Source organism: Mesonia aquimarina, assembly GCF_003667275.1.
GTDB classification, from domain to species: Bacteria; Bacteroidota; Bacteroidia; order Flavobacteriales; family Flavobacteriaceae; genus Mesonia; species Mesonia aquimarina.
The window spans coordinates 24,776-46,835 of the sequence record NZ_RCNV01000015.1 but is presented as its reverse complement, the minus strand read 5'-3'; the positions used below and the strand labels follow the sequence as shown (position 1 = coordinate 46,835).

The window sequence follows — 22,060 nt, the reverse complement described above, 5'->3', positions numbered from 1 at the left end:
TCTACTGCTTTCTGTTTAAACTCTAAAGTGTAATGTTTGGCTTTACGTCTCATAAATGCTAAGTTAACAACTTGCAATAATATTCATTCAACTCTATGTCCTGTCTAATGTAGTAATTCCACCTTTAGTCATATAAGCTTGAAGTAATAAATCCTCACCCTGCTTTAAAACAATATCCGAATGCTTTATAGCTCGTTTATACTCTCCCTTTGAAAAATAGCTTAGAGCAATTTCATAGTTTAATAAAGTGGATTTTGGGTCTATTTTTAAAGCTTTTTCGTAGGATTCGATTGCTTTATCATAGCTTCCTTTATCGTGATATTGAATTCCCTCTTTTGTATAGGTTTCAATTTTAGATTGGGAAAAACTACTAAGAGGTAATATTACCATTAGTATAAATCTGAAAAAATTTTTTTTCATGTTCGTTTGTTTAAAAGGTATGTAACGTGTTTGCATATGACAAGTAGTGTGTAAAAAGGACTAAATTTTTTGGTTGAGCCACAAGACAAATTTTTATTTTTAGTTTGATCTTTTTTGTTCTAAGCATTAAAACAAAAATTGATGACTTTCCATGTATACCAAAATTTTCGTTTTTCAAATAACGTATTTATTTGTTATACACGTTTTTGCTTATAATATTTTATTTATAATCTTTTCTTGAATTAAAGTCCTTTTTTCTTATATCAATTTTTTCTCTATTGAACCAATTAACAAAATCCGAAAATTTTTGCTCATTTTCTGAGTACCAATTTTGATATTCAGTTAAACTGCCTTCTGATAATAGCCAATATGTATAGGCTTCAAAAAAGGTGGCTTCTTGAATTTCTTTTTGTATGGAGAACAATTTATTTGGATATATTTGGTTGAATTTCTTTTCTATAAACCAGTAATTTAAAAAATCTTTTCTTACTTGATATAAAGCTTTAATGTCTAATTGTTCCTTAAACCATCCTGTAGTAGCTACAAGTGAAAGGGCAAAAGTTCCACCAAATGGTAATATTCCTTTTTTACTTTTCTCATCGGCAAGATTAATATTGTGCCCTTTTTCAGTTAGGTGAAATACCACAGTTGAATCTGAAGTCATTTCTCGACTTTTTTTATAATTTTCAAATAATAATTTGCTGATTTCTTCCGTTCGTTTTGTATTTGGCTCGAGCAACATAAAATATTCGCCGTAAATTAATGTCCAAATACGTTCTTTTGTGTAAGAAAATAATTTTGCAAGTCTATAATAATTTGAAGAGTAGTTGGGGTCAACCTTAATCCCTTTTTCCCATAAATCCATTGCTTCGTCATATTTTTTATGAGAAAATTTAATTTGCCCCGCTTCCAAATAAAATTTCCCTGAATCAGGAAATTTTTTCATTCCTATATTATAGGTCTCCAAAGCTTTTTCGGGCTTGTCAATATAATCATAGGAATTTCCAAGAAGTTGATAAATGTAGTCGCTTACATCTTTGTGGTCAGTAATTGTATGTAATATTTTAATTGTTTTTTTGTAGTTTTTCTTTTTGTAATAGGCATAAGCTATTTCATATGGATAATCTATTCTGTCAGGATCTAAATTTTCAGCTTTTTTTAACAATTTAATAGATTTATCCAATTGCCCTTCATCCATCAATTTAATTGCCTTTTGTCCTAAATTAATTGCTTTTTCTTTATCGGTCTGACTAATTGCCAATGAACCGATTAGAAGAAATATAATTAAAGAAATATGATTTTTATCCATGTTTTTTTTTGGTCTTATATTTAGGTCAACTCATAATACCCTAACAAATATATTTATTTATTCTGATTGGTAACGGGACTACATAAGTAATTCAATTTTTATTTATTATAGGAAATCTAAGAATGAAAAAACCTAAACGCGGTTTATATTGATGAAGTATTTTTAAAATTTAGGGTTTAGATAACGATTACCATGATAGCAAAATCTTATTTTATTTTTATTAATTCAAATTGATAGCTTCTGTCCATCCAAGTGGTTTTTAAGAAGACGGATTCACTACTATTAGTTAATATCTCATATTCATATACATCACCCTTTTTACTCAACTCTTTTTTCATTGGGTCATTACTTTCTTTAAAAATTAAATCAAACGCGCAATTTTCTTTCCATTTTATATTCAGAAGAGAGTAGGTTTTTCCATTTTTCATTCGTTCTAAAAACATATCATTTGATATCGTAACGAAAGTTGTGTCCATGATTCCGTTTTCAGGTCTTTCGATCAGGTAATAGAAGTCTCCTTTTTTCAAATCGTTGCAATTCAAATCAGGTTGTTTATCAACTTTTTCTTCATCTACCATAAAGCCAGATGAAAAGTTGTCTAACACATATGGACATTCTTTAATCATTTTAGCACCGATTTTATTTCCGAGTTCTTCCAGATTAATTTCGTCCATTGTTTCAGCTTTGTAATATTCTTTGATTTCCTTCCAATTAGTTATCAGCAAATCTTCAAAACAAGGTTTCATTTCATTAACATTTTTAATTTCGTTTTTTTCAGAACACTTGCATAATCTTTTAGATAGTATATCAATAATATCCTGTGCTGATAGATTATAACTGGTCCCAAATAAAAGGATAGATAGTGTGAGAATACGGTAAGTTTCTTTCATAATGTTTTATGACTGGTTTATCTTAACAAAGATATTAATTTGTAACGGGATAACATAAGTAACTCTATTTTTATCATAAGGTTATGGAATCTAAGAATAAAAAACACCAAAAAGCGGTTTACATTCATGAAGTATTTTTGAAAGTTAGGGCTTGTGCAAGGGTTACCGGTGTTGTGTGTAATTTTTTTCATTAATAATTCATTTAATATTAAGATGATAGGCTTTAAAAAGATTGAGGTTGTCCAAAGCCAATAACCTAATAGATATGCTATTATTTTTCCAGAAAATCATCCTTCATTCTTTATTATTTCATCAATCTGCGTAAGAGAAATAGCCAAAATTGAAGCAATCAAGCTTGTAATTAGAGCTAATTTTGACTTCTTGTTAATGAAAAACAAAAACAAACTTGATAAAAATAGAGGGTTTGCTAACCCAATCAATCCAATCAAGTCGAAATTTAACCATCTTAATAGAAATCCAACTAACCCAAATGAACCGATCGAGGCAACTCCGTCAACAAGATAACATTCCATTATTAAAGATGATATGAAAATTATTCCGGTTCCAACTATTTTTCTTCTTTTATTACTCATAGTCAACCATCCTTATCTCTTCGCAAATTATGTGTGTCGAAACTGTTTTGGATTCTACTTGATTAAACTCCATTACTTTATTCCAAATTCCATTGTCGTTTCTATAAAGTCCTGTAAATCCATTTCCGTTACATCTTCTTTTTTTAAATAAAGAAACTATAGCATATTTTTTATTTTCTGAAAATATTGGTTTGGAAAAATGATAATAAACTGTTTCTTCTGGATTGTATTTATCATCCATCTTCCAACTTTCAATAAATTCCGCGTAAAGTTTTTTATTCTTCCAAATTCTATTTTTATTCCAAAACCATTTCTTTTTTAGTATTAATGTATATGGTTCTTTATTTTCGATTAGGCTGTCGTATTTTTTCTGGGCAATATTGTATTTGATAAACTTTATTTTTTTCGTTTGTGGTGGGGACAAGATGTGATTGTAATTGTATTTGTCAGAAACTAATCTTGATCCACTCAGATTATAATTTTTCCAGTTAACAGTCTCATTAATTGGTTGAGCATTGATGAACTTTTCAGGAAAATCTTTGTCAACCTTTCTCAATTCTCGGATTTGATAATTTTTTAATGAATTTTCTATTTTTTCCTGTTCAAGACTTTTAGGAACTAAAAAATAGTATTCAAAATTTTCAGGGACTTCACCTTTAGCAACTTGATTAATCAAATTTTCTATATCTCTTTTTTGTCCGAATAAATTCATAGTCAAAAAGATTGATATTAAAAATAATTTTTGTTTCATTCAAATTACCTACAACGTGTTTCTTTAATTTGTAATAATAACTTTAAAATAGAAAAAAGGAGATGTTTAACATGTTTTAGCTATACAGCTCCACGATAATTACCAGACCTCTCTTTATATACAGATGCAAAGTACCATTTGGAATATCAGAATTTAATCCCCGATAAAGGAAGTAGTTTTTGAATCTATTTATTCACTCTAATTGTAAAAATATGAAAAACTATTCAGAAGTCGTAGGAATTGATGTTTCAAGCTCAATTATACAAAGAATTCTTCAACGAGATGAGTAGTTATATAAAGCTTGTAAAATGGGTTTAAAAAGTTGTAAAACCCTCCGAAGTATTTTACTGTTTTGAGAATACAGGCTATCCTTCCCTAAAATTAGTATTCTATTTAGATAGTGAAAAAGAGGAGAGTTCTTAAAATCAAGCGATCATCAGGAGTGGTCAAAGAAAAAGCAATCATTTAGATGCCAATTTAATAGCTCGCTATGCTTGGTTGTATAGAGGAGAATTAATTCCAAGTAATATAAAGACTACAGCTCACTTAGAGCTATGCAGTTTACTTACTTTGCGAAATCAATTAGTTGGTAATAATGCCGGACTAAAAAGGAACCTTAAAGGAGATAAAGGTGTTTCTATCCAGTCCAATTAAAGATGTGGGTTTAAACCTAATAATTAAGCGTTCGTGAGCTTGGACGACCTAGTATTTACTACACCGTTTTTTTACTTTTTTATTTGGGAAAAAATCTTTCATGATCATATAATTTTTTTTCAGCAATATAATATTTAATCAAATTAGCTTTTTGTTCGGTCATTAAAGTTTTACCATATTTATTGGTAACAATATTTTCTAGTCTATTTAATTCTATGGTTGGTAAATTTTCATAATAAGAAATAACTAAATCTTTATTTTCAAGTTTATCGATATTGATATCGGGAATATTTTCAGTTGTAATATTTTCATTCTTTTTATCTTTAACGACTTTATTTTTTTGAGGATAACCCTTGGATATACCTTCTAATGTTTTTTTCTTCACGAATTTAGTTTGCTTTTGCGGTTTTGGTGTTTTGCTTTTATCTTTATCATTGAAACCTAGAGTTGGATATAATTTTGAATAATCCATACTATAAACTTTTCTGAAAATTAGACCGATTAAAATTACCACGATAGCTTTTGATAAAAATTGAGGTGTATCATTCTCTATTATAAATGTGATAAGGAATGTAAGTATACCGTAAACTATAAAAGAATATCCTAAAATTTGAAATAGTTTCTTTTCTACAACATCTATTTTTCTAAGACGATTTCCTAATAAAATACAAAGCAGAATAATGGCAATATTTGATATAAATAGAAATATTACTCCTGATATCGAAGAAGTTGCGAAAGCTTTTAAGGCATTAAAACTTTCGGTTTCTTCAAGGGATAAATATAATTTTATGGATTTATAAACTATATTTCCTAATAAAATCACAGTAATTGTCAAAAAAATTAGATAAGCGTTAATCAATAAATTTGCTTTACTGTAATTGAGTATCTTATTCAAAAAACGTTTAAAAATAAATAGTATTACTATCCAAATTAAACTATTTATAACTGCAAATCCATTTGTGGTAAAACCGTGAAACCAAGTTCAGTCAACATAAAAAAATTGATTATAAATTATAAAGGCTATTAATATTGTTGCGTAAATAAAAGTTGTTAGACCAGCAATCTGATAAGTATTTGGAATACTTATTTTTTTATCAGAATGACTCATGAATTATTTTATTTTTAATAAGTTTTTTTATCCTTATTTTTTTATAAATGTTCTATAATAACGGTTAGCATTGTCGCCAGTAGTTTTATTCAATGATTTTTCCTTTAGTATTAATTGTTACCAGCTCTCCTTTATACATGACCCTAACTTTTCCATCTTTGAAACCTTTCATTTTTTTTTGATTATTTGGAACATCATATTTAAAGCGTATTACTGTTTTACCATATTTATTTATAAAACCCCATTTGCCCTTAGATTTTGCAGGTATTAGATTGTTGTCGATATCAATTGCTTTAATTTCACCAAAATCATCAAACTTTGGAGGGATTTTCTTGTAATATAAGGTATTAATCATACCTTTTAATCCAGAATTTAATTCTGTTATAATATATTCTGTATTCTCAATATGTTCCCATTTTTTTATTATAGTTTCTTCTTTTTTTCTTATTTGCGGAAAATGTTTTAATTCAAACCCTAAATAATCTAATAGTGTTTTATGTGAGTCTGGAGTTTTTGGATCATAATAATAAAAAATATAAGTATTGGAATCTCTACTTACTTCATAATCTATGATGTAACCTGTTGCCCCTAAAAGTTTATTTCCCGCAGCACTATTATATAATGAGCTATAGATTACCCCATTTTTTTTAGTGTGATAGGTAATAATTTTATTTAATTTTGGTATAGCGTATGCGCTATCAATTTCAATTTTTGTTTTTAATATTTCTCTGTCATCTAAATCTGTAATATATATTTTTTCTCCTTTTGATTTAGAGATATGCCAGTCTTCACTACCTTTAACAGGCATCTGCCTTTTAATCCTAATAAACTCTTCGTGGTCTTTCTTCTCCTTTTCATAGGCTTCCCGTGCTCTTTTTCTCTCATCAAATATTTTATCTATTTCTTCTTGGACATTGTCGGGTTGATATTCATCTAATTTTCTATTCCAAAATTTAATATTTGTAAATTGTTGGCCATCATCATATAGTTCATAATAATATTCTTTTGATGGATTCTCTCGAAAAAATTCTTTTAGATCTATAATAAAACTAATGTAATTAGGAAAAAATATGGCTATTTCATTAGCTAAATTTTTAGATACATACGAATTACCGTTATATATAAAAGCTTTTTTGTAGTTTCCGTGACATCGATAACATTTTTTAGTCTCATTCCGAACATCCTCAATACCTATTCCATTGCACCCATAACATTTAACATGTTTAGTATCAGTATTCCTCGTAAGTCCTGATAGCGTAGTGATCTTTTCTATGGTATATCCTTTACCGTCGCATACATGGCACAATTTCTTATCAATCATATAGCCAAATTTGCACAAACTGCTTGGACATTGACCGTATTCATAATGCTTAGCAATCTCTTGAACTTGTTCTAATTTAGCACTATCATAAGGAATAGATTTATAATAATTAGCTCTTTCTTCCAGAGTAGCATAGAGTTCCTCTAAATATTTTTCAAAAATTATGAGTGATTTTTTGTTTTCACTGGTTTTGTCATGCATTCTTGCTCCAATAAATTTATCTGCTCTTTTATTGAATAAAGATGTAATATTTCTACTTGCATTGTCTATACTGTTGGTCAATTCTTCTTGCATTTGAGTTTCTGACCTTGGTTGATAATCAGGATAATTTGTATTTCCAGAGTTTGAAGATTGGTTTGAGCGATTAGTAGTATTAGCTCCAGAATAACTGGAATTGGCTACATTTTCGGTTTCGGAACTTAAGTTTGCTAAGCATTGCTTGAATTTGTCTATATATCTATTTAGATAAGCCAAAGAATTTTCAACTGCAGGCGCATTCACATTTCTGTAGCGGCAACCAATGTTATGGTTGGAACAATTTTTTTCTGCGTAATCAGTCAAATCTTTAACATAGCTGTTGTACCGAGCTATATCGCCATTTGGTCTTTTCCACTTTTTCTCTATTTCATAGAGCTCATTCAATCTTGAATTAATATAAGTTTCATCTTTATCTGGGGTACAACTCCAGTGAGATTGACGGTCGTAAACTTCTGTAAAAAGACCTTGTTTTTTAAATTCTAAAACTTTAGTATATAATCGACTGCCTTCTTTTTCTACAGTTGTAGCTTGCTCAACAGAAAGGGCTGAATTGGATTGAGAATAGCAAAAAGAGATTGTGAAAAAACATAAAATTATAAATCTTGCTTTCATAATGATGATTTTTAAAAATTAAAAATATTGAATGTATTCCAATAATTCAGTACCTTTTATTGGGTATATATTATTTTTTTAAACGTCTCGTCCTAAAATAGGGCTATAGGTTAAATTGATTTAAGCGGTTAATTTGTATATCGGGTTTGGGGTCCTAAAGTCTAAAGATAAGCGTATAATTTGAAAGAGCAAAGAAGTGGGAGCAGAGGCCGGATAAGCCGAGTAGATAACAAAACACTAAGTTTTTGTGCATTTAATGCATGCACGTTCAACAATGTGCTGTAGAGAAAATATTCATTAATTGCTGTATGCAACACGCTACTAAAACCAGCTTTTACCATAACGACATCAGTACTAATTTATGATAACTCTCATAGAAGTGTTTTAATAAAAAATTAATGCATTTTCATTTGTTTTTTAATATTTTTAAAAGTTTTTTCGAATTTTGTCTATTATCCCAAAAAGCTGTAATGATAATTTCTGTGTCATTAAATTTATAGTAGATACTAAAATTTCCTAATGATGCAACTCTTGTATCTTTAAAATCTGTTGCTTTGTAAATCAGAGGTTTTTCGGCAATCTGTTTTGTTCTTTCCGAAACCAATTTCAAGAGTTTTTTTGAGTAGTTGTTTGATTTGTTTCTTTTAACCCAATATTCTAAAATACCCACGAACTGAATGTCAGCTGTTCGTGTCCAAATTATATTGCGTTTAGCCATTCTAAATTCCTTTTGTTCATAGCTTCTTGAGAAATCAGTTTTCCTTCCTTTATATCTTGTTCACTCATTTCCAGCAATAACTTCTGCTCTTTGGTCAATTCAACCGTTTCAGATTCCGATGAACTCGATGTAATTATTTTATCAAGAGCTACTAAAAAGTCCTTGTTTTTAATCGACAGTATCTTGTCAATCAATCCATTCCGTATATTATCTACTGTTGCCATTTTGTTCAAAATTATTTTATAAATATCCGAAAAATTGCTCGTTTTTCCTAATGTTGCACAACTCCGAATTACCTTTATGTTTAAAATAGGTCATTCCGTCAATCGATAATTTTGTTTTTGATAAATATTCAATTTTAGTCGTATCCGAACCTCCTAATCCAATAAATTCTATTTTCACAGTATCTTTTGGTTTTATTAAGCTTGCAGCAGATTGACAGGATGTTAATTCAATAGTTTTTTGACTTAAAAAACTATTTTTGTATTTAATGTGTTCCCAAGAGCTTGTGTTGTTATTTTTTATTAATTGTTTGTTCAATTGTCAGATTCAAGATTTTTCCATCTTTTCTAAATTTTATAGTTTTAATAGTCAATTCGGGATATTCATAATCCATAACTAAATGGTCTCCCTCATTTGTGTTTTTAATTTTTTTAAAGGAGTACTGATATATAGAGTCGCTTGAATTTTCTAATGAAACTCCGAAGTCTGTTCCAACTCGACCTAGAAATGAAGTTTTTGAATCGTCCAAAACAATAAATACTTCTTTAAAATCAATAGTTTGATCATACGTAAAGATTGTATCATTTCTTTTTCCTATATAAATTGAATCATAAGCCGAAATGTTCAATTTATAAAAGTCCATTTTATCATATTTAATTCTATTCAGGGTGTCAATCTTAAAATTGAAGTCAACTAGTTTTCCGAATTGATTTTTGGCTTGAGTAAAGCTTTTACTTTTTAAAAAATCAGATTGTGGTAAGTAAACTTTTTTTGATTCAGTTTGTGTTTTACAAGAGGTCAAAATTATGAAAATCACTATGTAAATTGTTTTTCGCATTTGTTTTTTTATAATTACACCCAAAAGCAGCTTATATTAATGAAGTTTTCCTAAAAGTTAGGACTTGTGGAAGGCTTAGCATTATTGTGTGTAGTTTTTAATCATACGTTATGTTTTGTTCAATTAAATACCAATCGTTTTTTAATTTTATTGGTTTTTGAGAATAATCAATGAATTTTTCATAGGTCAAAAGCTCATTGCTTTTATTTAATATTTTAATCAAAAAATATTTATCATCACTATCTAGGAAATTGTCGTAGCTATTATTAATACATTGAAATTTATACACAATTCCTTTGTCTTGATAGTATGAAATTCCGCAAAGTTCTGATTTGTTAACTGCTTTTTGCAAAATTGGAAATTCGTTTGTTTTTTTCATTAATTCTGCAAATGATACCATATCCTTTTTCATTTTATTTTTTAAAATAAAATTGTTTACTTTTTCAAAATCATTAATATAACCTCTGATTTTTAATACTTTAAAGTTCACGAACGGAATAGCTAAAATCAGTAAGACTATTATTACAATAGATAAGTATTTTACATTTCTGTTTTTCATCAATTTACACACAACGTGTTTCTTTAATTTGTAATGAATATCTTTTACAAAAAAGTAGGAGAGTGGTTTTAGGTAAGTGTCAGTAACGGGTTTAAAGTTAATGATTTTTGTTTGATTATAGACGTAAACAATTCCGAGTAGATTTGACTACGTCCGATTCCGCCATAATTGCGGTTATACATTATTTTTCGACGTTTTTATTTCCTTTTCAATTCGGTTTGTTTCCAATTCGACTATTGGTTTTAATTTAAGTTGCTTTAATATTTTAATGTATTCAATCGCTTTATTATGATCTTCTCTCAATAGTTCAATATTAGCCAAATTCAATAATACGATTGATTTATCATTTTCAGTTCTTAAACCTATATCCAATGCTTGAGTCAAGTCAGAATGACTTTTTTCGAATTTCTTTTTCTCTAAGGCAATAATTCCGGTCGTAAAATAGTAATAGCTCTTCTCTCTTTTAGTCAGTTTATTTGGATTTTTGACTTTAGATATCAATTTTTCAGCTTTTTTTATATTGTTTTTTTTTATTTGTTGAAAAGCAGCATAAATAGTTCCATATTTGAAATATCCGTAAATAAAAAGACCACACGCTACCAGCATCATTGACATATTTACATAATCCTTTTTTGAGTAAAAATATATAGCCGCAATTAAGCTTAATATGACAAGTACAATTCTTATAATTGGTGTAAACATATTTTCGAGATAGTTTGATTAAATATTGTACAACAGGTATCTTAAGAAAGATATGAATCTGTAATGAGATCAAATAAGTAAGTCAATTTCTTACTTAATCCTATGGGGTGTAAAAATTAAAACCTTAAAAGCGGTTTATATTGATAATATTACTAAAATTTAGGGTTTGTGCAACGACCACTGTTGTGCATAATTATTTTTTTGTCCCCTCTAATGTATTTTGAAGTTCTGAATTCATTTCCTTATCAATGACATTAATTAATTTTCCGGTTTTAAAATCGTATTTTTTAATTATAATTGGTTCATTATAATTTTCATATCTACCATTTTTATTTTTATCTACACCAAATTCAATTATTAAATCCTTAGAGTTATTCAAAAATTTATAATTGTAGACATCCATATTTTCAATTCCGATTTTTTTTGATTGATTTTGAGTAAATGAATAAAAATAAAGCGATTTAAAATCATCTAAATTTATTACTCCATCTTTATGAGTGTCTTTATCAGATGCTTTAATTAGCAAAAGAATATCATCATCGAAATACTCTGTTTTTATATCATTGAAATTAACTCTTTTATTAAATAACTTTTTCTTTATATTATTTATGGAATTATAAACAATTACATTATTGAATTCTCCGTAAAATGCTCTTGAATATCTATTATCTGTCTTTTCATAATTCGCCGATGAAGTAGCATTTAGAAGTCCATTAATATCTTCTTTTTTCTTTAAATTTCTATATGAAACGGGAATAATGTATTTTGATTTTAAAGTATCAATTAATATTGGTGTTTCGTAAGAAATAATTTGTTCACGTTTATTTTCCTTTTGTAGTTGCTCAATTTTTTCGTCCGATAAGATACCTTTATCATTATTGTTAAATCTTCTATTTTCAATTATTGTTATTGATATAAATGCTATTAAAGCAACGATCAAAAAAACTACTATTAAGGTTCCTAAAATGGCTAGAAGTCTTTGGTTATATTTCTCAATTTTCATTTAGATTATAATTTTTTTTTAAAATGACGTACAACAAATCCTAACAAATATATTTATTTATTCTGAATTTTAACGGAGTAACATAAGTAACTCTATTTTTTACCTAAGGCTACGGAATATAAGAATATAAACTGCTAAAAGCAGCTTATATTGATGAAGTGTTTTTAAAAGTTAGGGCTTATGCAAAGGTTACTGAGGTTGTGCATTATTTTTTAATTATTTCTTCAAACTAAATCTAGAGAAAGAATAGGTTAAACTGTCAGATTTAAAGATATTCGAATGTTTAGGGATATATAAGAAATCTTCTAATACTACTATTTTATATTCATATTCTGCATTAAAGTTGAGTTTAAAAATTTTGTCATCTTCTATTCTGTGTAATTCTGAATTATAAATCCACGGCAGAAAGGATTGTTTTGAAATTTCAATATATCGAGGTGGATTATTTAAATCAATAAAAAATGTAGACCTGGTTGAATCACTTGGATCAGGATAATACGGCTTGAAAACAACATCTTTGACCTCTTGAGGAAGATTAGAATACTTTATCGTTTTATTATTCAAATTTCTAATCTCAGTTGAGTTACAGCTCAGAAAAAGAATCAGGATAAAAGAAATTAATAGAAATTTATTTTTCATCAAAAAATGTCCGGTTGGTATTTTGAAATAATGCACAAATCCATGATATATTAACAAATATATCTATTTACCATAACTTGTAACGGGATAAAATAAGCATCTCTTTTTTTATTTAATGTAGAAAACTAAAAATCAAAAACTACTAAAGCGGATTCTATTGATGATATTACTAAAATTTAGGGTTTGTGCAAGGGTTACCCATTGTTAGGTAGCATTTTTATTTCTTTTTCAATTTGTTTATACAATTCGTTCTCCCATTCTATGCCTGCAATATCAGGGTATTCAGGCTTAGTTCGAAAGTCTCGTGGGCTAATAATAACTTTGACTTTGTTGTTTATTGCCTTTTGTGTTAATACAAATAATTCTTCAATCGCTTCGTCTCCAATTGGGATACATCCAATAGTAGCTGATTTTCCGTGTATAAAAATATCTCCACCCATATCAGCAATATTCGATAGTTCAGTTTTTGATTTGTCAAATTTGTTTGGGTAATTTACTTTTATAGAGAGGTAGAATGAACTATTGGGATTTAGATACTCAACTTCATAAATTCCTTCTGGGATCTGTTTATCGCCCTCTTTTAATTTAGGACCAAGTTCACCGCTAAACGCTGTAAATGAATACTCTTTTATTAACTTAATTCCATTGTAGTCCTTAGAGTACACTTGAAGAACTTGTTCTTCTTTAAAAGCTACGAGAATTATCTTCTTGGGATAGTCCATTTTATAACCTGCCAAATTCAAATTGTTTTCAAGTCGATTCCAAACTTCTGCTTGAATGGCATTAATTCTTGACTCAACAGTCTCGTTTCCGTTTAACTTATTTATCATTGGCATGTAGACTGTTCTACCATATTTTAAAAAGATGATGACAGCAATTATTAAGCCTACAACTAAAAGTATCTTTCTGATCATTCTTTCAAATGCTATCTAACTGTTTATACCCTAACAAATATATTTATTTATTCTGATTGGTAAAGGGAATAAATACGTAACTCAATTTTTACCTAAGGCTACGGAATATAGGAATAAAAACGCCAAAAAGCGGCTAATATTGATGAAGTATTTTTAAAACTTAGGGCTTGTACAACGGTTAGCATTGTTGAACTAAACCTAAAGGTAGCTTTCTAGTGAATGTCCTCACCTTTGGCTACCTTTAAGTATCATTAAATCATATAAATATAAAATTATGAAAAAAAAGTAGTACTCTAATTGAAAAAGCATGTTTTTCTGTTCCAGAATTTAAAAACATCTATTTAAAGTTACAACGTGCAGTCTCTGTTTCAGGAAAGAGTCAAAGCACCCTTACTAATTACGCCCGTTGTCTATCTCACATCACCCTGTACTTTAAATGCAGTCCATTAGATTTGGATGAAGAACAAATTTTAGATTACCTGCACGTTTTAAAATCTAAAAACAAAACCCCTTCTGAGAGCTTTTTTAAACATACGGTTTATGGGCTACGCTACCTGTACCGCATCTACGATCTGGATGTTAAGCGTATTGTGCTTCCAGCGATAAAACGCAGCAAGAGACTTCCCGTAGTATTAAGTCAAAAGGAAGTAAAGCAAGTTTTAAAAACCCCTAAATTACTAAAACATCGGCTCATTTTAGCGCTGTTATATGGCTGTGGTCTTCGCTGTTTCGAACTGCGTAACTTAGAACTAAAAGACCTAGATTTTGATCGTAAGACGCTGCATGTGCGCCAAGGTAAAGGGCGTAAAGATCGTTATGTGCCTTTGTCAATCATTTTAATACGCGGACTAAAACGCTATATTACCGCAGAACACCCTAGGCGGTGGGTTTTTAATGGTAATGACAAAACAGGTAAAGCAGTACCATTATCTACCCGGGGTGTACAATGGGTAGTCCGTGAGGCTCGAAAACATAGTGGTATCCCAAAAGAAATTACCACTCATAGTTTTAGGCATAGTTATGCCACCCATTTACTAGAAATGGGTTTGGATATCATGAGCATTAAAGAGCTATTGGGACATGCCGATATTCAAACAACCTTAGTTTACCTACACGTGGCACAGCTAGGTAGACAAAAGCCCTTTTCTCCTTTAGATAAGCTGTATTCTTAAAGGAAGATGAGAACTGCTACCTACGAAGTAGCTCAGGTTTTACAACAGCATAACAACAATTTAAAGGATTATTGCAGTAATAGCTGGCAATACCGAACCCTACACAACATTCGTAAATGTCGTACGGCAGCTTTGGGCGGCCATATAGACCAATGTGATAATCCCGATTGCCAAAGCTTACACCTGAGCTATAATAGCTGCCGCAACCGGCATTGTCCCAAGTGCCAGGGACATCAAAGAGAACGGTGGATCCAAGCCCGAGAAGCCGAGCTTTTACCTGTACCATATTTTCGTGGTTTTTACACTGCCACACACCCTAAATCGTTTATGCCTATATAAACCAAGAGTACTTTATGGGCTACTGTTTAAAGTGGCTTGGCAGGTCATCCAAGGTTTTGGGAACAACCCCAAGTTTTTGGGAGCACAAACAGGTATGATTGCTATACTGCATACTTGGGGACAGAATTTATCTTTACATCCTCATTTACATTGTATTGTTCCCGGTGGAGGGCTTAGCAAATCTGGTAAATGGCAACCTACCAAACAGCAAGGAAAAACTGGCTGCCGCAGGGCACGCTACCTGTTCCCAGTAAAAGCGATGAGTAAGGTTTTTAGGGCACGTTTTGTTGCAGAATTACGGAAAGTGTTAGAAGATACAACTCCAAATTTTTATAATACACTATTTACCAAAGATTGGGTAGTGTATTGTAAGCGTCCTTTTTTAGGCCCAGAACAAGTGGTGGAATACTTAGGTCGATACACCCATAAAATAGCCATTAGCAACCATCGCTTATTAGCAATAGAGAAAGATAAGGTTAGCTTTTCTGCTAAAGATTATCGGCATGGCGGAAAACCCTATGTGCTAGAATTAAGCCAAGCAGAATTTATAAGACGCTTTGCATTACATATTTTACCAAAGGGTTTTGTGCGCATCCGACATTACGGTTTGTTAAGCAGTTACCATAAGCGCGTAAGTTTAAGCAATTTAAAGGCCACTCTAGCGCCTGTTCGTTTAAAAGAAAGACCACCAATATTACATCGAAAATGTTCAAAATGCAAAAAAGGTAATTTAATAACCCTAAGTATTTTTACCGCTAGAGGACCACCAAAATACTGGTTAGAAAAGTTAGATAAGTCCCAAATAAAGTAACGTTGCTAAGCACGTAACAGGACATTATTTGCTCAAATTTAAGATTGAACCAAAAATTAGCATAAAACCAAAAGAAATAAGTGTTATCGAAAATTAAAATGTAAAAAAAACAACTAAATAAAACTCCATTAGGCTAAAACCAACTTCCAATAGCCTAGTAAAACCATACTCAAAACACTTTATAACCAGACTAATCCCCATAGTAGGCTAACCGACCGGCAACCGGTTCAGTCAACAAGGCGTTCATGTTGGGTCGTACCGACCACACGAACGCTAGTTATTGCCATTAGTTTTTTATTGTATAATATAATTTTAAGCCAAGAGTAAATTCCACTCCAATTTTATTTCCTTCTTTTCTGTAATAAGGTGAGAAATGTTCTTCATTAAATTGTCTTGGCATTAAATTCACAAAATTGTTATAACTATTTATTCTATAATTTATGCCCGCACCAGTATACCAATTCAATCCAATTTTGTTGGATAAATTTACAAACATTCCAAATTTTGGGATTAATCCAAATTTTTGCCTCTTATAATCTGCTTTGTTAAAAGTCAGATATTCGTTTTTTTTAGATATAAATGATTGATCTTTAAATACTTCGTTTTGATTTAAATAAAATAACTCGAAAGAAAAATATTTTAAAGTTTTTCTGTTGGGGTTAAGTATGTGGTAATATTCAGGTCGTATTTCCCAAAGCGAATAATTATCAAATGTTTGAATAAGAGAATTGTTAGCATTTCCGTAACCAATATCTATTCCGACTTTTGTTTTAGTATTCAAGTTTTTAATATATCCAATTCGCCAACGAGGTGTTCCGTTATTACTAAATCCGTTTGTATTTCCCTGAAAATAAAATGGTGAAAATAAATCAGTTGTGATATAACTCTCATTTTTAGGTTCAACATCCTTTTTTGTTTGTGCACAAATTCCGCTTGGCAATAACAATAGTAAAAAGACAAGGTTTTTCATAAATTAATGCCAATTCATAACATCCTAACAAATATATCTATTTCTCATAACTTGTTACGGGATAATGTAAGAAAATATACTGCTAAAAAAAGGGCTTATAAGATACTTCCGGCGGTTGTAGTAAATTCATATTCGCAAATCGAATACATCATGAATAATATCCGCAATAAGTATAGCTTTTATAAGTTTAAACTAAGGACATTTAATATATGGATACTTCCTGGATACGCCCTATTGAATCCATACTGAGTCCACACTGCGCTTAGGGCCTAACTACACTTCACCACAATACCGTGTTTTCACTGTGGACTCACTATTTCTTAGGATTTAATTCAATATATGTTTAATACGGCTTTACTATATACATAGCATCAGTAAGCCTTAAAAGAAAGTACTGCTACGGATTAGAAGTAATAAGCTTTAATGCTAACAGGAAATTGCATTGTACAATTATTATTTCTTTTGAGTTTTCAATACCTCCATAGAAGTTGATTAATAGGCATATGGGCTTATTGAAAAACCGAAATATGATAAATGTCAGTTTTTAAAAGCATAGTAAAGGGCATATTTGCAGCTATTAAATTATTAAAATGCCCACATGATGATTTCATCGCAAGCTGTACACAGTTTTCATATTCCGGTTATGGGTTTAGCCTATACCATCGATAGTCCGATTCGAGTGGCTCACTATGGGATTTCTTCCGTAATCTCCATTATTGACGATGAGCTTATGGAAAAAATGAATGCCTTGTACGCTAAGAAATTCAATCTCCCGTATCAAAAAGTTAGTATAAAAGAACACGACTATCGCGCTAAACGTATTACTTCGTATTTAAACTTGGTAGCAAGCATTGTTAAGCATAAGTTTTCAGCATTTAAAAAAGAACTCATACACAGTACTAAAGCTTTAGAAGGTTTTGTTGCTATGTTGCCCAATAACTCTACGATTAAAGCGAGATTTTCTACATTTTTAAAACAAGGGAATGTACCGAAGGCTACGGTCGAAGCCTATTTAGAAAAGTATTTGGTACCGGGAGCGATTGATGTTAACATTATGACTAAAGTAGATAAAGATAACTTTTCTAAGGGCAAGCAATTGCCGGTAGAGTTTAATGATGCCCATGCCTCCCTTCGTGGATTTGCTAAAAGCAATCTAAGTTCTTCCGTAGTTCTTTCCGCGGGAATGAATCCGCGTTTATATAGTTATTTTGAAAATTTCAATGACTTTTTTCCGGATCGCAATGGACGCCTAAAAAAGAAAATCACGCTAAAAGTAAGTGATTATCGTTCGGCGATTATTCAGGGTAAATTTTTTGCAAAGAAAGGACTTTGGGTTTCCGAATATCGAATTGAATCGGGTTTAAATTGTGGGGGTCATGCGTTTGCAACCGAAGGTTTTTTATTAGGCCTCATTTTAGAAGAGTTTAAAACCAAAAAAGAAGCCTTACTAGAAGAGACACACGAGATTTTGGTAAAAGCTTTGCATCAAAAAGGGCTTCCGGTTCCCAACAAAGTTTTAGCGTTAAAAATAAGTGTTCAAGGAGGGGTGGGCACCGCTTCGGAACATGCATTTTTGCAGGAACACTACCGAGTAGATTCGGTAGGCTGGGGGAGTCCGTTTTTATTGGTTCCCGAGGCTACTTCGGTCGATAAAGAAACTAGAGCCTTACTCGTTAAAGCAAAAGAAAAGGATTTATATTTAAGTGGGATTTCACCTTTAGGCGTGCCTTTTAATACGCTTACAGGAACTACGAATGAGTATTATAAGCAAAAACGCATCGCTGCCCATAAAGCCGGAAGCTCATGTCCTAAAAAATACCTTGCTTTAAGCAAAGAATTTGGACCTGAGGGAGTTTGTACCGCTTCTAAAAAATATCAAACGGCTAAATTACAAGCCTTAGCAGAAAAAAAAGAGCAGGTCTCTGCGGCTCAATATAAAAAAGAGCAAACAAAAATAAACGAAAAAGCCTGTTTATGTGTCGGTTTAGCCAATGCCTCTTATATGGAACACGACCTCCCGATTAAAGGTCAAGCTCAGGGAGTGGTTATTTGTCCCGGACCTAATATGGCTTATTTTGATAAGGAAGTCTCGTTGGTTAAGATGATACAGCATATTTACGGCAATGCTTCTGTGCTCAGTCCGACAGCTCGTTCTCATATGTTTATCAGTGAATTGAAAATGTATGTAAACTACCTCCGTACTGAAATCGAAACGACTTCAGAAGAAATCAGTGCCCAACAGCTTAAGAAATGGGAGCGGTTTAAAGCCAATTTAATGGATGGAATTGCCTATTATCAACAACTGTTTCAACCCGCTCAATCCTCAGCCTATAAACAGATTCAAAAAGAACTGTTAGAGTATAAAGAAGAACTCATGTCTATAGCTATTCCTGTATTGCGTTAGCGAGTAGAGAAGAGGGAGCGCTTATTTTTTGCAGCTTATTAACCATAATGATTGAAAACGCGTAGGAGTTGTATTTTTAATCGGTTCTAGAATTTCTTTAGCACCTGTTAATCCAAAATCGCCAAAGGCTTCCTGCACAGCAGTTCTATCATGAAAATACAATTTCACCTGATGTTTTGATAAAAACCGGTTGGGCGAAATTTCTAGCCCTTTCCCAAATTGATGATCGTTGCTGGCAAGTGTCACAAAAACCATGCTTACTCCTTGACGGAGCCGGGAGTAGCAATTTTTAATAAGTTTTATTCTTTCCGCGCTATTTAACAGGTGAAGTAAGGAATAACAAAAGATTCCCTCATAGCTTTTCTCGTCAAAAGGCATTTTAGTCACATCGCCTTTGTAGATCTTCAGCTTATCCGGTATTTGTTTAGTGGCCATTTTAATAGCGGTTTCAGAAATCTCAATTCCGGTTACATTCATTCCCAGGTCAATAAAAGGGAGGGTATTTCTTCCATAACCACAACCCGGTATTAAAATTTCACGGTATCCTTTCTGCATAAAATCATTCGCTACCATCGCTGCGGATACAGCGGGTTCTTCTCCCCACATCTTGTGGTTTTTCTGAAAACTTTCTTCCCAAAAATTAGTCATGGTATCTTCTTATGAATGACAGACTTTATCTTCTAACACATCACATTGATAGCCTTCCTTCAATACGACTTGTCGAATACTATTGGAAGACGTGTATTTGCCTTCAAATCGCAAAATACTGTGGGTACAGGGGTAATTCTTTATTTCTTCTTCTATATCCACATGAATTTTTGAATCAGGAAATTCAGTTTTTAGTTTTTTAATTACAATCCTTGCTTTTTTCGGTGTTGGAATAGTGGTAGTAAATACTTCTATCATAGGTGTTTTGAGTTTAAAATTTCAGTGTTATTTTTTAAAGCTTTGTCCATTTTAGCAGCTTAGCCCAGCGCTAAACGCCCCTTGCTATAAGCTAAAGTGTTCCTGTGCCAATGCAGCATTCACCATTGCACCGGCAACATTCCCACTCTGTACAGCCTGAGCTAGTGAACGCATCATAGACGAATTATCTCCACATGCATAAACCCCTTCTACAGTAGTTTTTTGAAATGCGTCGACTTCTATATGCCCTTTTTCGGTAAACTTGCAGCCTAATTCTTCAGGGATATAAGAATGCTGTTTAAAGGCTAAAGGTGCGTATAGCGCTTCAAATGTGTGTTTGGTTCCATCTGCAAATACTATATTTTGCAAATGACCATGCTGATGCTCTATCGCTGAAATCTCAGTATGCATAACTTGAATGTCATATTTATTAAGTAGTTGTATTTCTTCCATATTAGCTTCCGCTTGATCAGGAATAATTAAGCTTAAATCATCCGTAAGGTTTTTCACTAAAGGTGCAAGATGCAATGCAGTAGGAGTATCTGCATAGACCGCTGTTTTCTTATTTCTAATTTCGTAGCCGTGACAATAGGGACAATGCACAATGGATATCCCCCAACAAGCTGAAAATCCTTTTATTGACGGCATAATATCGGTAATACCGGTAGCCAGAATTAACTTTTTTGAAGAAAACTCTTTGCCGGATTTTGTGTGAACGCTAAATCCTGAATCGGATTTATGAGCACTAAGCGCCAGGTCTTCTATATAGCTTATCGTATTATAGTGGAGAACCTGTTCTTTAGCTAATTCACTAATTTCATGCGGTGTTGCCCCATCTTGTGTGATAAAATTATGCGAATGCGGCGTTTGCTTGTTACAGGGGCTAGCGCTATCGATAATTAATACCTGTCGCATAGACCTCCCCAAGGCCAATGCAGCCGAAAGCCCCGCATAACTTCCCCCCATGATGATGACGTCCACTATTGTGTTATTTTTCATAGCCTTATATTTATAGTGCGATTAAGTCGCATTAGTTACTTGACAAATGTACTATAATTTTGTAATATTGCAACTTTGTCGCAATAAAATTATGAAACGAAGAAGCACCGCCTCTAAAGAGGAAATATTAGAAGTACTTGCCGCATCGGGCAATGCCTTAAGTCATGAGATGATTCAGGATCGGGTTAGTTCTGCTATGGACAGGGCTACTATTTATCGAGTTTTAAATAGGTTTTGTGAAGATGGCAAAGTACATAAAGTAGTAGGAGATAATGGAAAACAATATTTTGCCATGTGTGCTAACTGTGATGAAAAAAAGCAGCTCCACTCGCATAATCATATTCATTTTAGGTGTTTACAATGCGGAACGGTAGAGTGTTTAAAACAAGCGCTTTCGGTACCCCTGCCGGAAGGTTATGTCGCTAAGGTGCATAATTTGGTTATTTCCGGCTTTTGTAAAGCTTGTTCTTAAGTGGTGTGATTATTTAATTTTTTTCAGAATTGTATTTTTAATCATGATTTACAGCCTTTTGTTGGTTATTATCAAGAAGGTGCTGGTTGTGAATTGCTTTCAGAATTGTATTTTTAATCATGATTTACAACACAATCCTGTAGGCTTTAAAAAAGCAATGCGTTGTGAATTGCTTTCAGAATTGTATTTTTAATCATGATTTACAACTTGCTACTTGCGCCAACACTCAAAACCTCCGTTGTGAATTGCTTTCAGAATTGTATTTTTAATCATGATTTACAACGAATGTGTTTTTTGTTCCCGTGCTTTGTGGTTGTGAATTGCTTTCAGAATTGTATTTTTAATCATGATTTACAACGAAACATAGTAAGAATCATTGGCTTCCACTGTTGTGAATTGCTTTCAGAATTGTATTTTTAATCATGATTTACAACCTTACTATGCTTACGCTCGTTATTTGCTTCGTTGTGAATTGC

22 protein-coding genes, 1 pseudogene and 1 CRISPR repeat array (1 of these 24 only partly in view) are annotated in these 22,060 nt (G+C 31.6%); of the genes and pseudogenes, 4 read left to right on the top strand and 19 right to left on the bottom strand.

All coding sequences use genetic code 11. The annotated features are described in order from the left end of the window. Nucleotides 1-93: 93 nt before the first annotated feature. The 15 genes from D9R05_RS14890 to D9R05_RS14815 all read right to left on the bottom strand — a co-directional run bounded on the left by D9R05_RS14890 (nt 94) and on the right by D9R05_RS14815 (nt 13,511). Nucleotides 94-420 (bottom strand): tetratricopeptide repeat protein, encoded by a 327-nt coding sequence (locus tag D9R05_RS14890; RefSeq protein ID WP_162985016.1) that lies wholly within the window; start codon nt 418-420, stop codon nt 94-96. Nucleotides 421-640: 220 nt separating this feature from the next. Then, a complete protein-coding gene (locus tag D9R05_RS14885; RefSeq protein ID WP_121668023.1) occupies nt 641-1,729 on the bottom strand; it encodes a tetratricopeptide repeat protein in 1,089 nt (362 codons plus the stop codon). Between the two features lie 206 nt (nt 1,730-1,935). Further along, the gene (locus D9R05_RS14880) at nt 1,936-2,619 is read right to left on the bottom strand and encodes a hypothetical protein (protein WP_121668022.1); all 684 of its coding nucleotides are present in this window, start codon (nt 2,617-2,619) and stop codon (nt 1,936-1,938) included. A gap of 287 nt (nt 2,620-2,906) precedes the next feature. Continuing rightward, nucleotides 2,907-3,212, bottom strand: a complete 306-nt coding sequence (locus tag D9R05_RS14875; RefSeq protein WP_121668021.1) for a hypothetical protein — start codon at nt 3,210-3,212, stop codon at nt 2,907-2,909. Then, nucleotides 3,205-3,924 carry a hypothetical protein gene (locus D9R05_RS14870; RefSeq protein ID WP_205589297.1) on the bottom strand — a complete coding sequence of 240 codons (720 nt, stop codon included), beginning with the start codon at nt 3,922-3,924 and terminating at the stop codon, nt 3,205-3,207. Before D9R05_RS14870 ends, D9R05_RS14875 begins: the two co-directional genes overlap by 8 nt. A 772-nt stretch (nt 3,925-4,696) precedes the next feature. After that, nucleotides 4,697-5,512, bottom strand: a complete 816-nt coding sequence (locus tag D9R05_RS14865) for a hypothetical protein (protein WP_162985015.1) — start codon at nt 5,510-5,512, stop codon at nt 4,697-4,699. Nucleotides 5,513-5,810: 298 nt separating this feature from the next. Next, complete coding sequence (locus D9R05_RS14860; protein WP_121668018.1) at nt 5,811-7,916, bottom strand: WG repeat-containing protein; 2,106 nt, start codon at nt 7,914-7,916, stop codon at nt 5,811-5,813. Between the two features lie 406 nt (nt 7,917-8,322). Next, nucleotides 8,323-8,634, bottom strand: a complete 312-nt coding sequence (locus tag D9R05_RS14855) for a type II toxin-antitoxin system RelE/ParE family toxin (RefSeq protein WP_121668017.1) — start codon at nt 8,632-8,634, stop codon at nt 8,323-8,325. Further along, the gene (locus D9R05_RS14850) at nt 8,616-8,858 is read right to left on the bottom strand and encodes a hypothetical protein (protein ID WP_121668016.1); all 243 of its coding nucleotides are present in this window, start codon (nt 8,856-8,858) and stop codon (nt 8,616-8,618) included. The genes D9R05_RS14855 and D9R05_RS14850 overlap by 19 nt, the downstream gene beginning before the upstream one ends. Nucleotides 8,859-8,874: 16 nt before the next feature. Continuing rightward, nucleotides 8,875-9,174 carry a hypothetical protein gene (locus D9R05_RS14845; RefSeq protein WP_121668015.1) on the bottom strand — a complete coding sequence of 100 codons (300 nt, stop codon included), beginning with the start codon at nt 9,172-9,174 and terminating at the stop codon, nt 8,875-8,877. Continuing rightward, entirely contained in the window at nt 9,149-9,694 is a 546-nt protein-coding gene (locus D9R05_RS14840; RefSeq protein WP_162985014.1) for a hypothetical protein, read from the bottom strand. Before D9R05_RS14840 ends, D9R05_RS14845 begins: the two co-directional genes overlap by 26 nt. 97 nt (nt 9,695-9,791) lie before the next feature. Next, a complete protein-coding gene (locus D9R05_RS14835) occupies nt 9,792-10,253 on the bottom strand; it encodes a hypothetical protein (RefSeq protein WP_121668013.1) in 462 nt (153 codons plus the stop codon). Nucleotides 10,254-10,427: 174 nt separating this feature from the next. After that, nucleotides 10,428-10,955, bottom strand: a complete 528-nt coding sequence (locus D9R05_RS14830) for a tetratricopeptide repeat protein (RefSeq protein WP_121668012.1) — start codon at nt 10,953-10,955, stop codon at nt 10,428-10,430. Nucleotides 10,956-11,148: 193 nt separating this feature from the next. After that, on the bottom strand, nt 11,149-11,958 hold the full coding sequence (locus D9R05_RS14825) for a hypothetical protein (protein ID WP_121668011.1): 810 nt from the start codon (nt 11,956-11,958) through the stop codon (nt 11,149-11,151). An 833-nt stretch (nt 11,959-12,791) separates the two neighbouring features. Continuing rightward, the gene (locus D9R05_RS14815) at nt 12,792-13,511 is read right to left on the bottom strand and encodes a L,D-transpeptidase family protein (RefSeq protein WP_121668009.1); all 720 of its coding nucleotides are present in this window, start codon (nt 13,509-13,511) and stop codon (nt 12,792-12,794) included. A 296-nt stretch (nt 13,512-13,807) separates the two neighbouring features. Between D9R05_RS14815 and D9R05_RS14810 the strand changes: the two genes are divergently transcribed. After that, complete coding sequence (locus D9R05_RS14810; RefSeq protein ID WP_394340570.1) at nt 13,808-14,683, top strand: tyrosine-type recombinase/integrase; 876 nt, start codon at nt 13,808-13,810, stop codon at nt 14,681-14,683. Nucleotides 14,684-14,689: 6 nt separating this feature from the next. Next, nucleotides 14,690-15,833, top strand: a pseudogene (locus tag D9R05_RS14805) (IS91 family transposase). Between the two features lie 286 nt (nt 15,834-16,119). On the opposite strand, the gene D9R05_RS14800 reads toward D9R05_RS14805, so the two are convergent. Further along, a complete protein-coding gene (locus tag D9R05_RS14800) occupies nt 16,120-16,803 on the bottom strand; it encodes a hypothetical protein (RefSeq protein WP_162985013.1) in 684 nt (227 codons plus the stop codon). Between the two features lie 601 nt (nt 16,804-17,404). Here D9R05_RS14800 and D9R05_RS14795 point away from each other — a divergent pair. Next, complete coding sequence (locus D9R05_RS14795) at nt 17,405-19,207, top strand: hypothetical protein (RefSeq protein ID WP_121668006.1); 1,803 nt, start codon at nt 17,405-17,407, stop codon at nt 19,205-19,207. Nucleotides 19,208-19,228: 21 nt separating this feature from the next. Here D9R05_RS14795 and D9R05_RS14790 read toward each other — a convergent pair whose 3' ends face one another. The 3 genes from D9R05_RS14790 to D9R05_RS14780 all read right to left on the bottom strand — a co-directional run bounded on the left by D9R05_RS14790 (nt 19,229) and on the right by D9R05_RS14780 (nt 21,112). Then, a complete protein-coding gene (locus D9R05_RS14790; RefSeq protein WP_121668005.1) occupies nt 19,229-19,855 on the bottom strand; it encodes a class I SAM-dependent methyltransferase in 627 nt (208 codons plus the stop codon). A 9-nt stretch (nt 19,856-19,864) separates the two neighbouring features. Further along, on the bottom strand, nt 19,865-20,113 hold the full coding sequence (locus tag D9R05_RS14785; protein ID WP_121668004.1) for a hypothetical protein: 249 nt from the start codon (nt 20,111-20,113) through the stop codon (nt 19,865-19,867). Between the two features lie 84 nt (nt 20,114-20,197). Further along, nucleotides 20,198-21,112, bottom strand: coding sequence for an NAD(P)/FAD-dependent oxidoreductase (locus D9R05_RS14780; RefSeq protein WP_121668003.1), 915 nt, complete (start codon nt 21,110-21,112; stop codon nt 20,198-20,200). A gap of 91 nt (nt 21,113-21,203) precedes the next feature. On the opposite strand from D9R05_RS14780, the gene D9R05_RS14775 reads away from it, so the two are divergent. Then, nucleotides 21,204-21,584: a Fur family transcriptional regulator gene (locus D9R05_RS14775; protein ID WP_121668002.1), complete on the top strand. Its 381-nt coding sequence runs from the start codon at nt 21,204-21,206 to the stop codon at nt 21,582-21,584. Nucleotides 21,585-21,593: 9 nt separating this feature from the next. Continuing rightward, nucleotides 21,594-22,060: direct repeats of the CRISPR family, unit length 46 nt; unit sequence GTTGTGAATTGCTTTCAGAATTGTATTTTTAATCATGATTTACAAC; it runs 186 nt beyond the window's last position.

What these genes read in the sequence shown, in the direction of transcription:
- D9R05_RS14890 (WP_162985016.1), bottom strand. Translation starts at nt 420, where the DNA reads ATGAAAAAAAATTTTTTCAGATTTATACTAATGGTAATATTACCTCTT.
- D9R05_RS14885 (WP_121668023.1), bottom strand. Translation starts at nt 1,729, where the DNA reads ATGGATAAAAATCATATTTCTTTAATTATATTTCTTCTAATCGGTTCA.
- D9R05_RS14880 (WP_121668022.1), bottom strand. Translation starts at nt 2,619, where the DNA reads ATGAAAGAAACTTACCGTATTCTCACACTATCTATCCTTTTATTTGGG.
- D9R05_RS14875 (WP_121668021.1), bottom strand. Translation starts at nt 3,212, where the DNA reads ATGAGTAATAAAAGAAGAAAAATAGTTGGAACCGGAATAATTTTCATA.
- D9R05_RS14870 (WP_205589297.1), bottom strand. Translation starts at nt 3,924, where the DNA reads ATGAATTTATTCGGACAAAAAAGAGATATAGAAAATTTGATTAATCAA.
- D9R05_RS14860 (WP_121668018.1), bottom strand. Translation starts at nt 7,916, where the DNA reads ATGAAAGCAAGATTTATAATTTTATGTTTTTTCACAATCTCTTTTTGC.
- D9R05_RS14855 (WP_121668017.1), bottom strand. Translation starts at nt 8,634, where the DNA reads ATGGCTAAACGCAATATAATTTGGACACGAACAGCTGACATTCAGTTC.
- D9R05_RS14850 (WP_121668016.1), bottom strand. Translation starts at nt 8,858, where the DNA reads ATGGCAACAGTAGATAATATACGGAATGGATTGATTGACAAGATACTG.
- D9R05_RS14840 (WP_162985014.1), bottom strand. Translation starts at nt 9,694, where the DNA reads ATGCGAAAAACAATTTACATAGTGATTTTCATAATTTTGACCTCTTGT.
- D9R05_RS14835 (WP_121668013.1), bottom strand. Translation starts at nt 10,253, where the DNA reads ATGAAAAACAGAAATGTAAAATACTTATCTATTGTAATAATAGTCTTA.
- D9R05_RS14830 (WP_121668012.1), bottom strand. Translation starts at nt 10,955, where the DNA reads ATGTTTACACCAATTATAAGAATTGTACTTGTCATATTAAGCTTAATT.
- D9R05_RS14825 (WP_121668011.1), bottom strand. Translation starts at nt 11,958, where the DNA reads ATGAAAATTGAGAAATATAACCAAAGACTTCTAGCCATTTTAGGAACC.
- D9R05_RS14815 (WP_121668009.1), bottom strand. Translation starts at nt 13,511, where the DNA reads ATGATCAGAAAGATACTTTTAGTTGTAGGCTTAATAATTGCTGTCATC.
- D9R05_RS14800 (WP_162985013.1), bottom strand. Translation starts at nt 16,803, where the DNA reads ATGAAAAACCTTGTCTTTTTACTATTGTTATTGCCAAGCGGAATTTGT.
- D9R05_RS14795 (WP_121668006.1), top strand. Translation starts at nt 17,405, where the DNA reads ATGATTTCATCGCAAGCTGTACACAGTTTTCATATTCCGGTTATGGGT.
- D9R05_RS14790 (WP_121668005.1), bottom strand. Translation starts at nt 19,855, where the DNA reads ATGACTAATTTTTGGGAAGAAAGTTTTCAGAAAAACCACAAGATGTGG.
- D9R05_RS14785 (WP_121668004.1), bottom strand. Translation starts at nt 20,113, where the DNA reads ATGATAGAAGTATTTACTACCACTATTCCAACACCGAAAAAAGCAAGG.
- D9R05_RS14780 (WP_121668003.1), bottom strand. Translation starts at nt 21,112, where the DNA reads ATGAAAAATAACACAATAGTGGACGTCATCATCATGGGGGGAAGTTAT.
- D9R05_RS14775 (WP_121668002.1), top strand. Translation starts at nt 21,204, where the DNA reads ATGAAACGAAGAAGCACCGCCTCTAAAGAGGAAATATTAGAAGTACTT.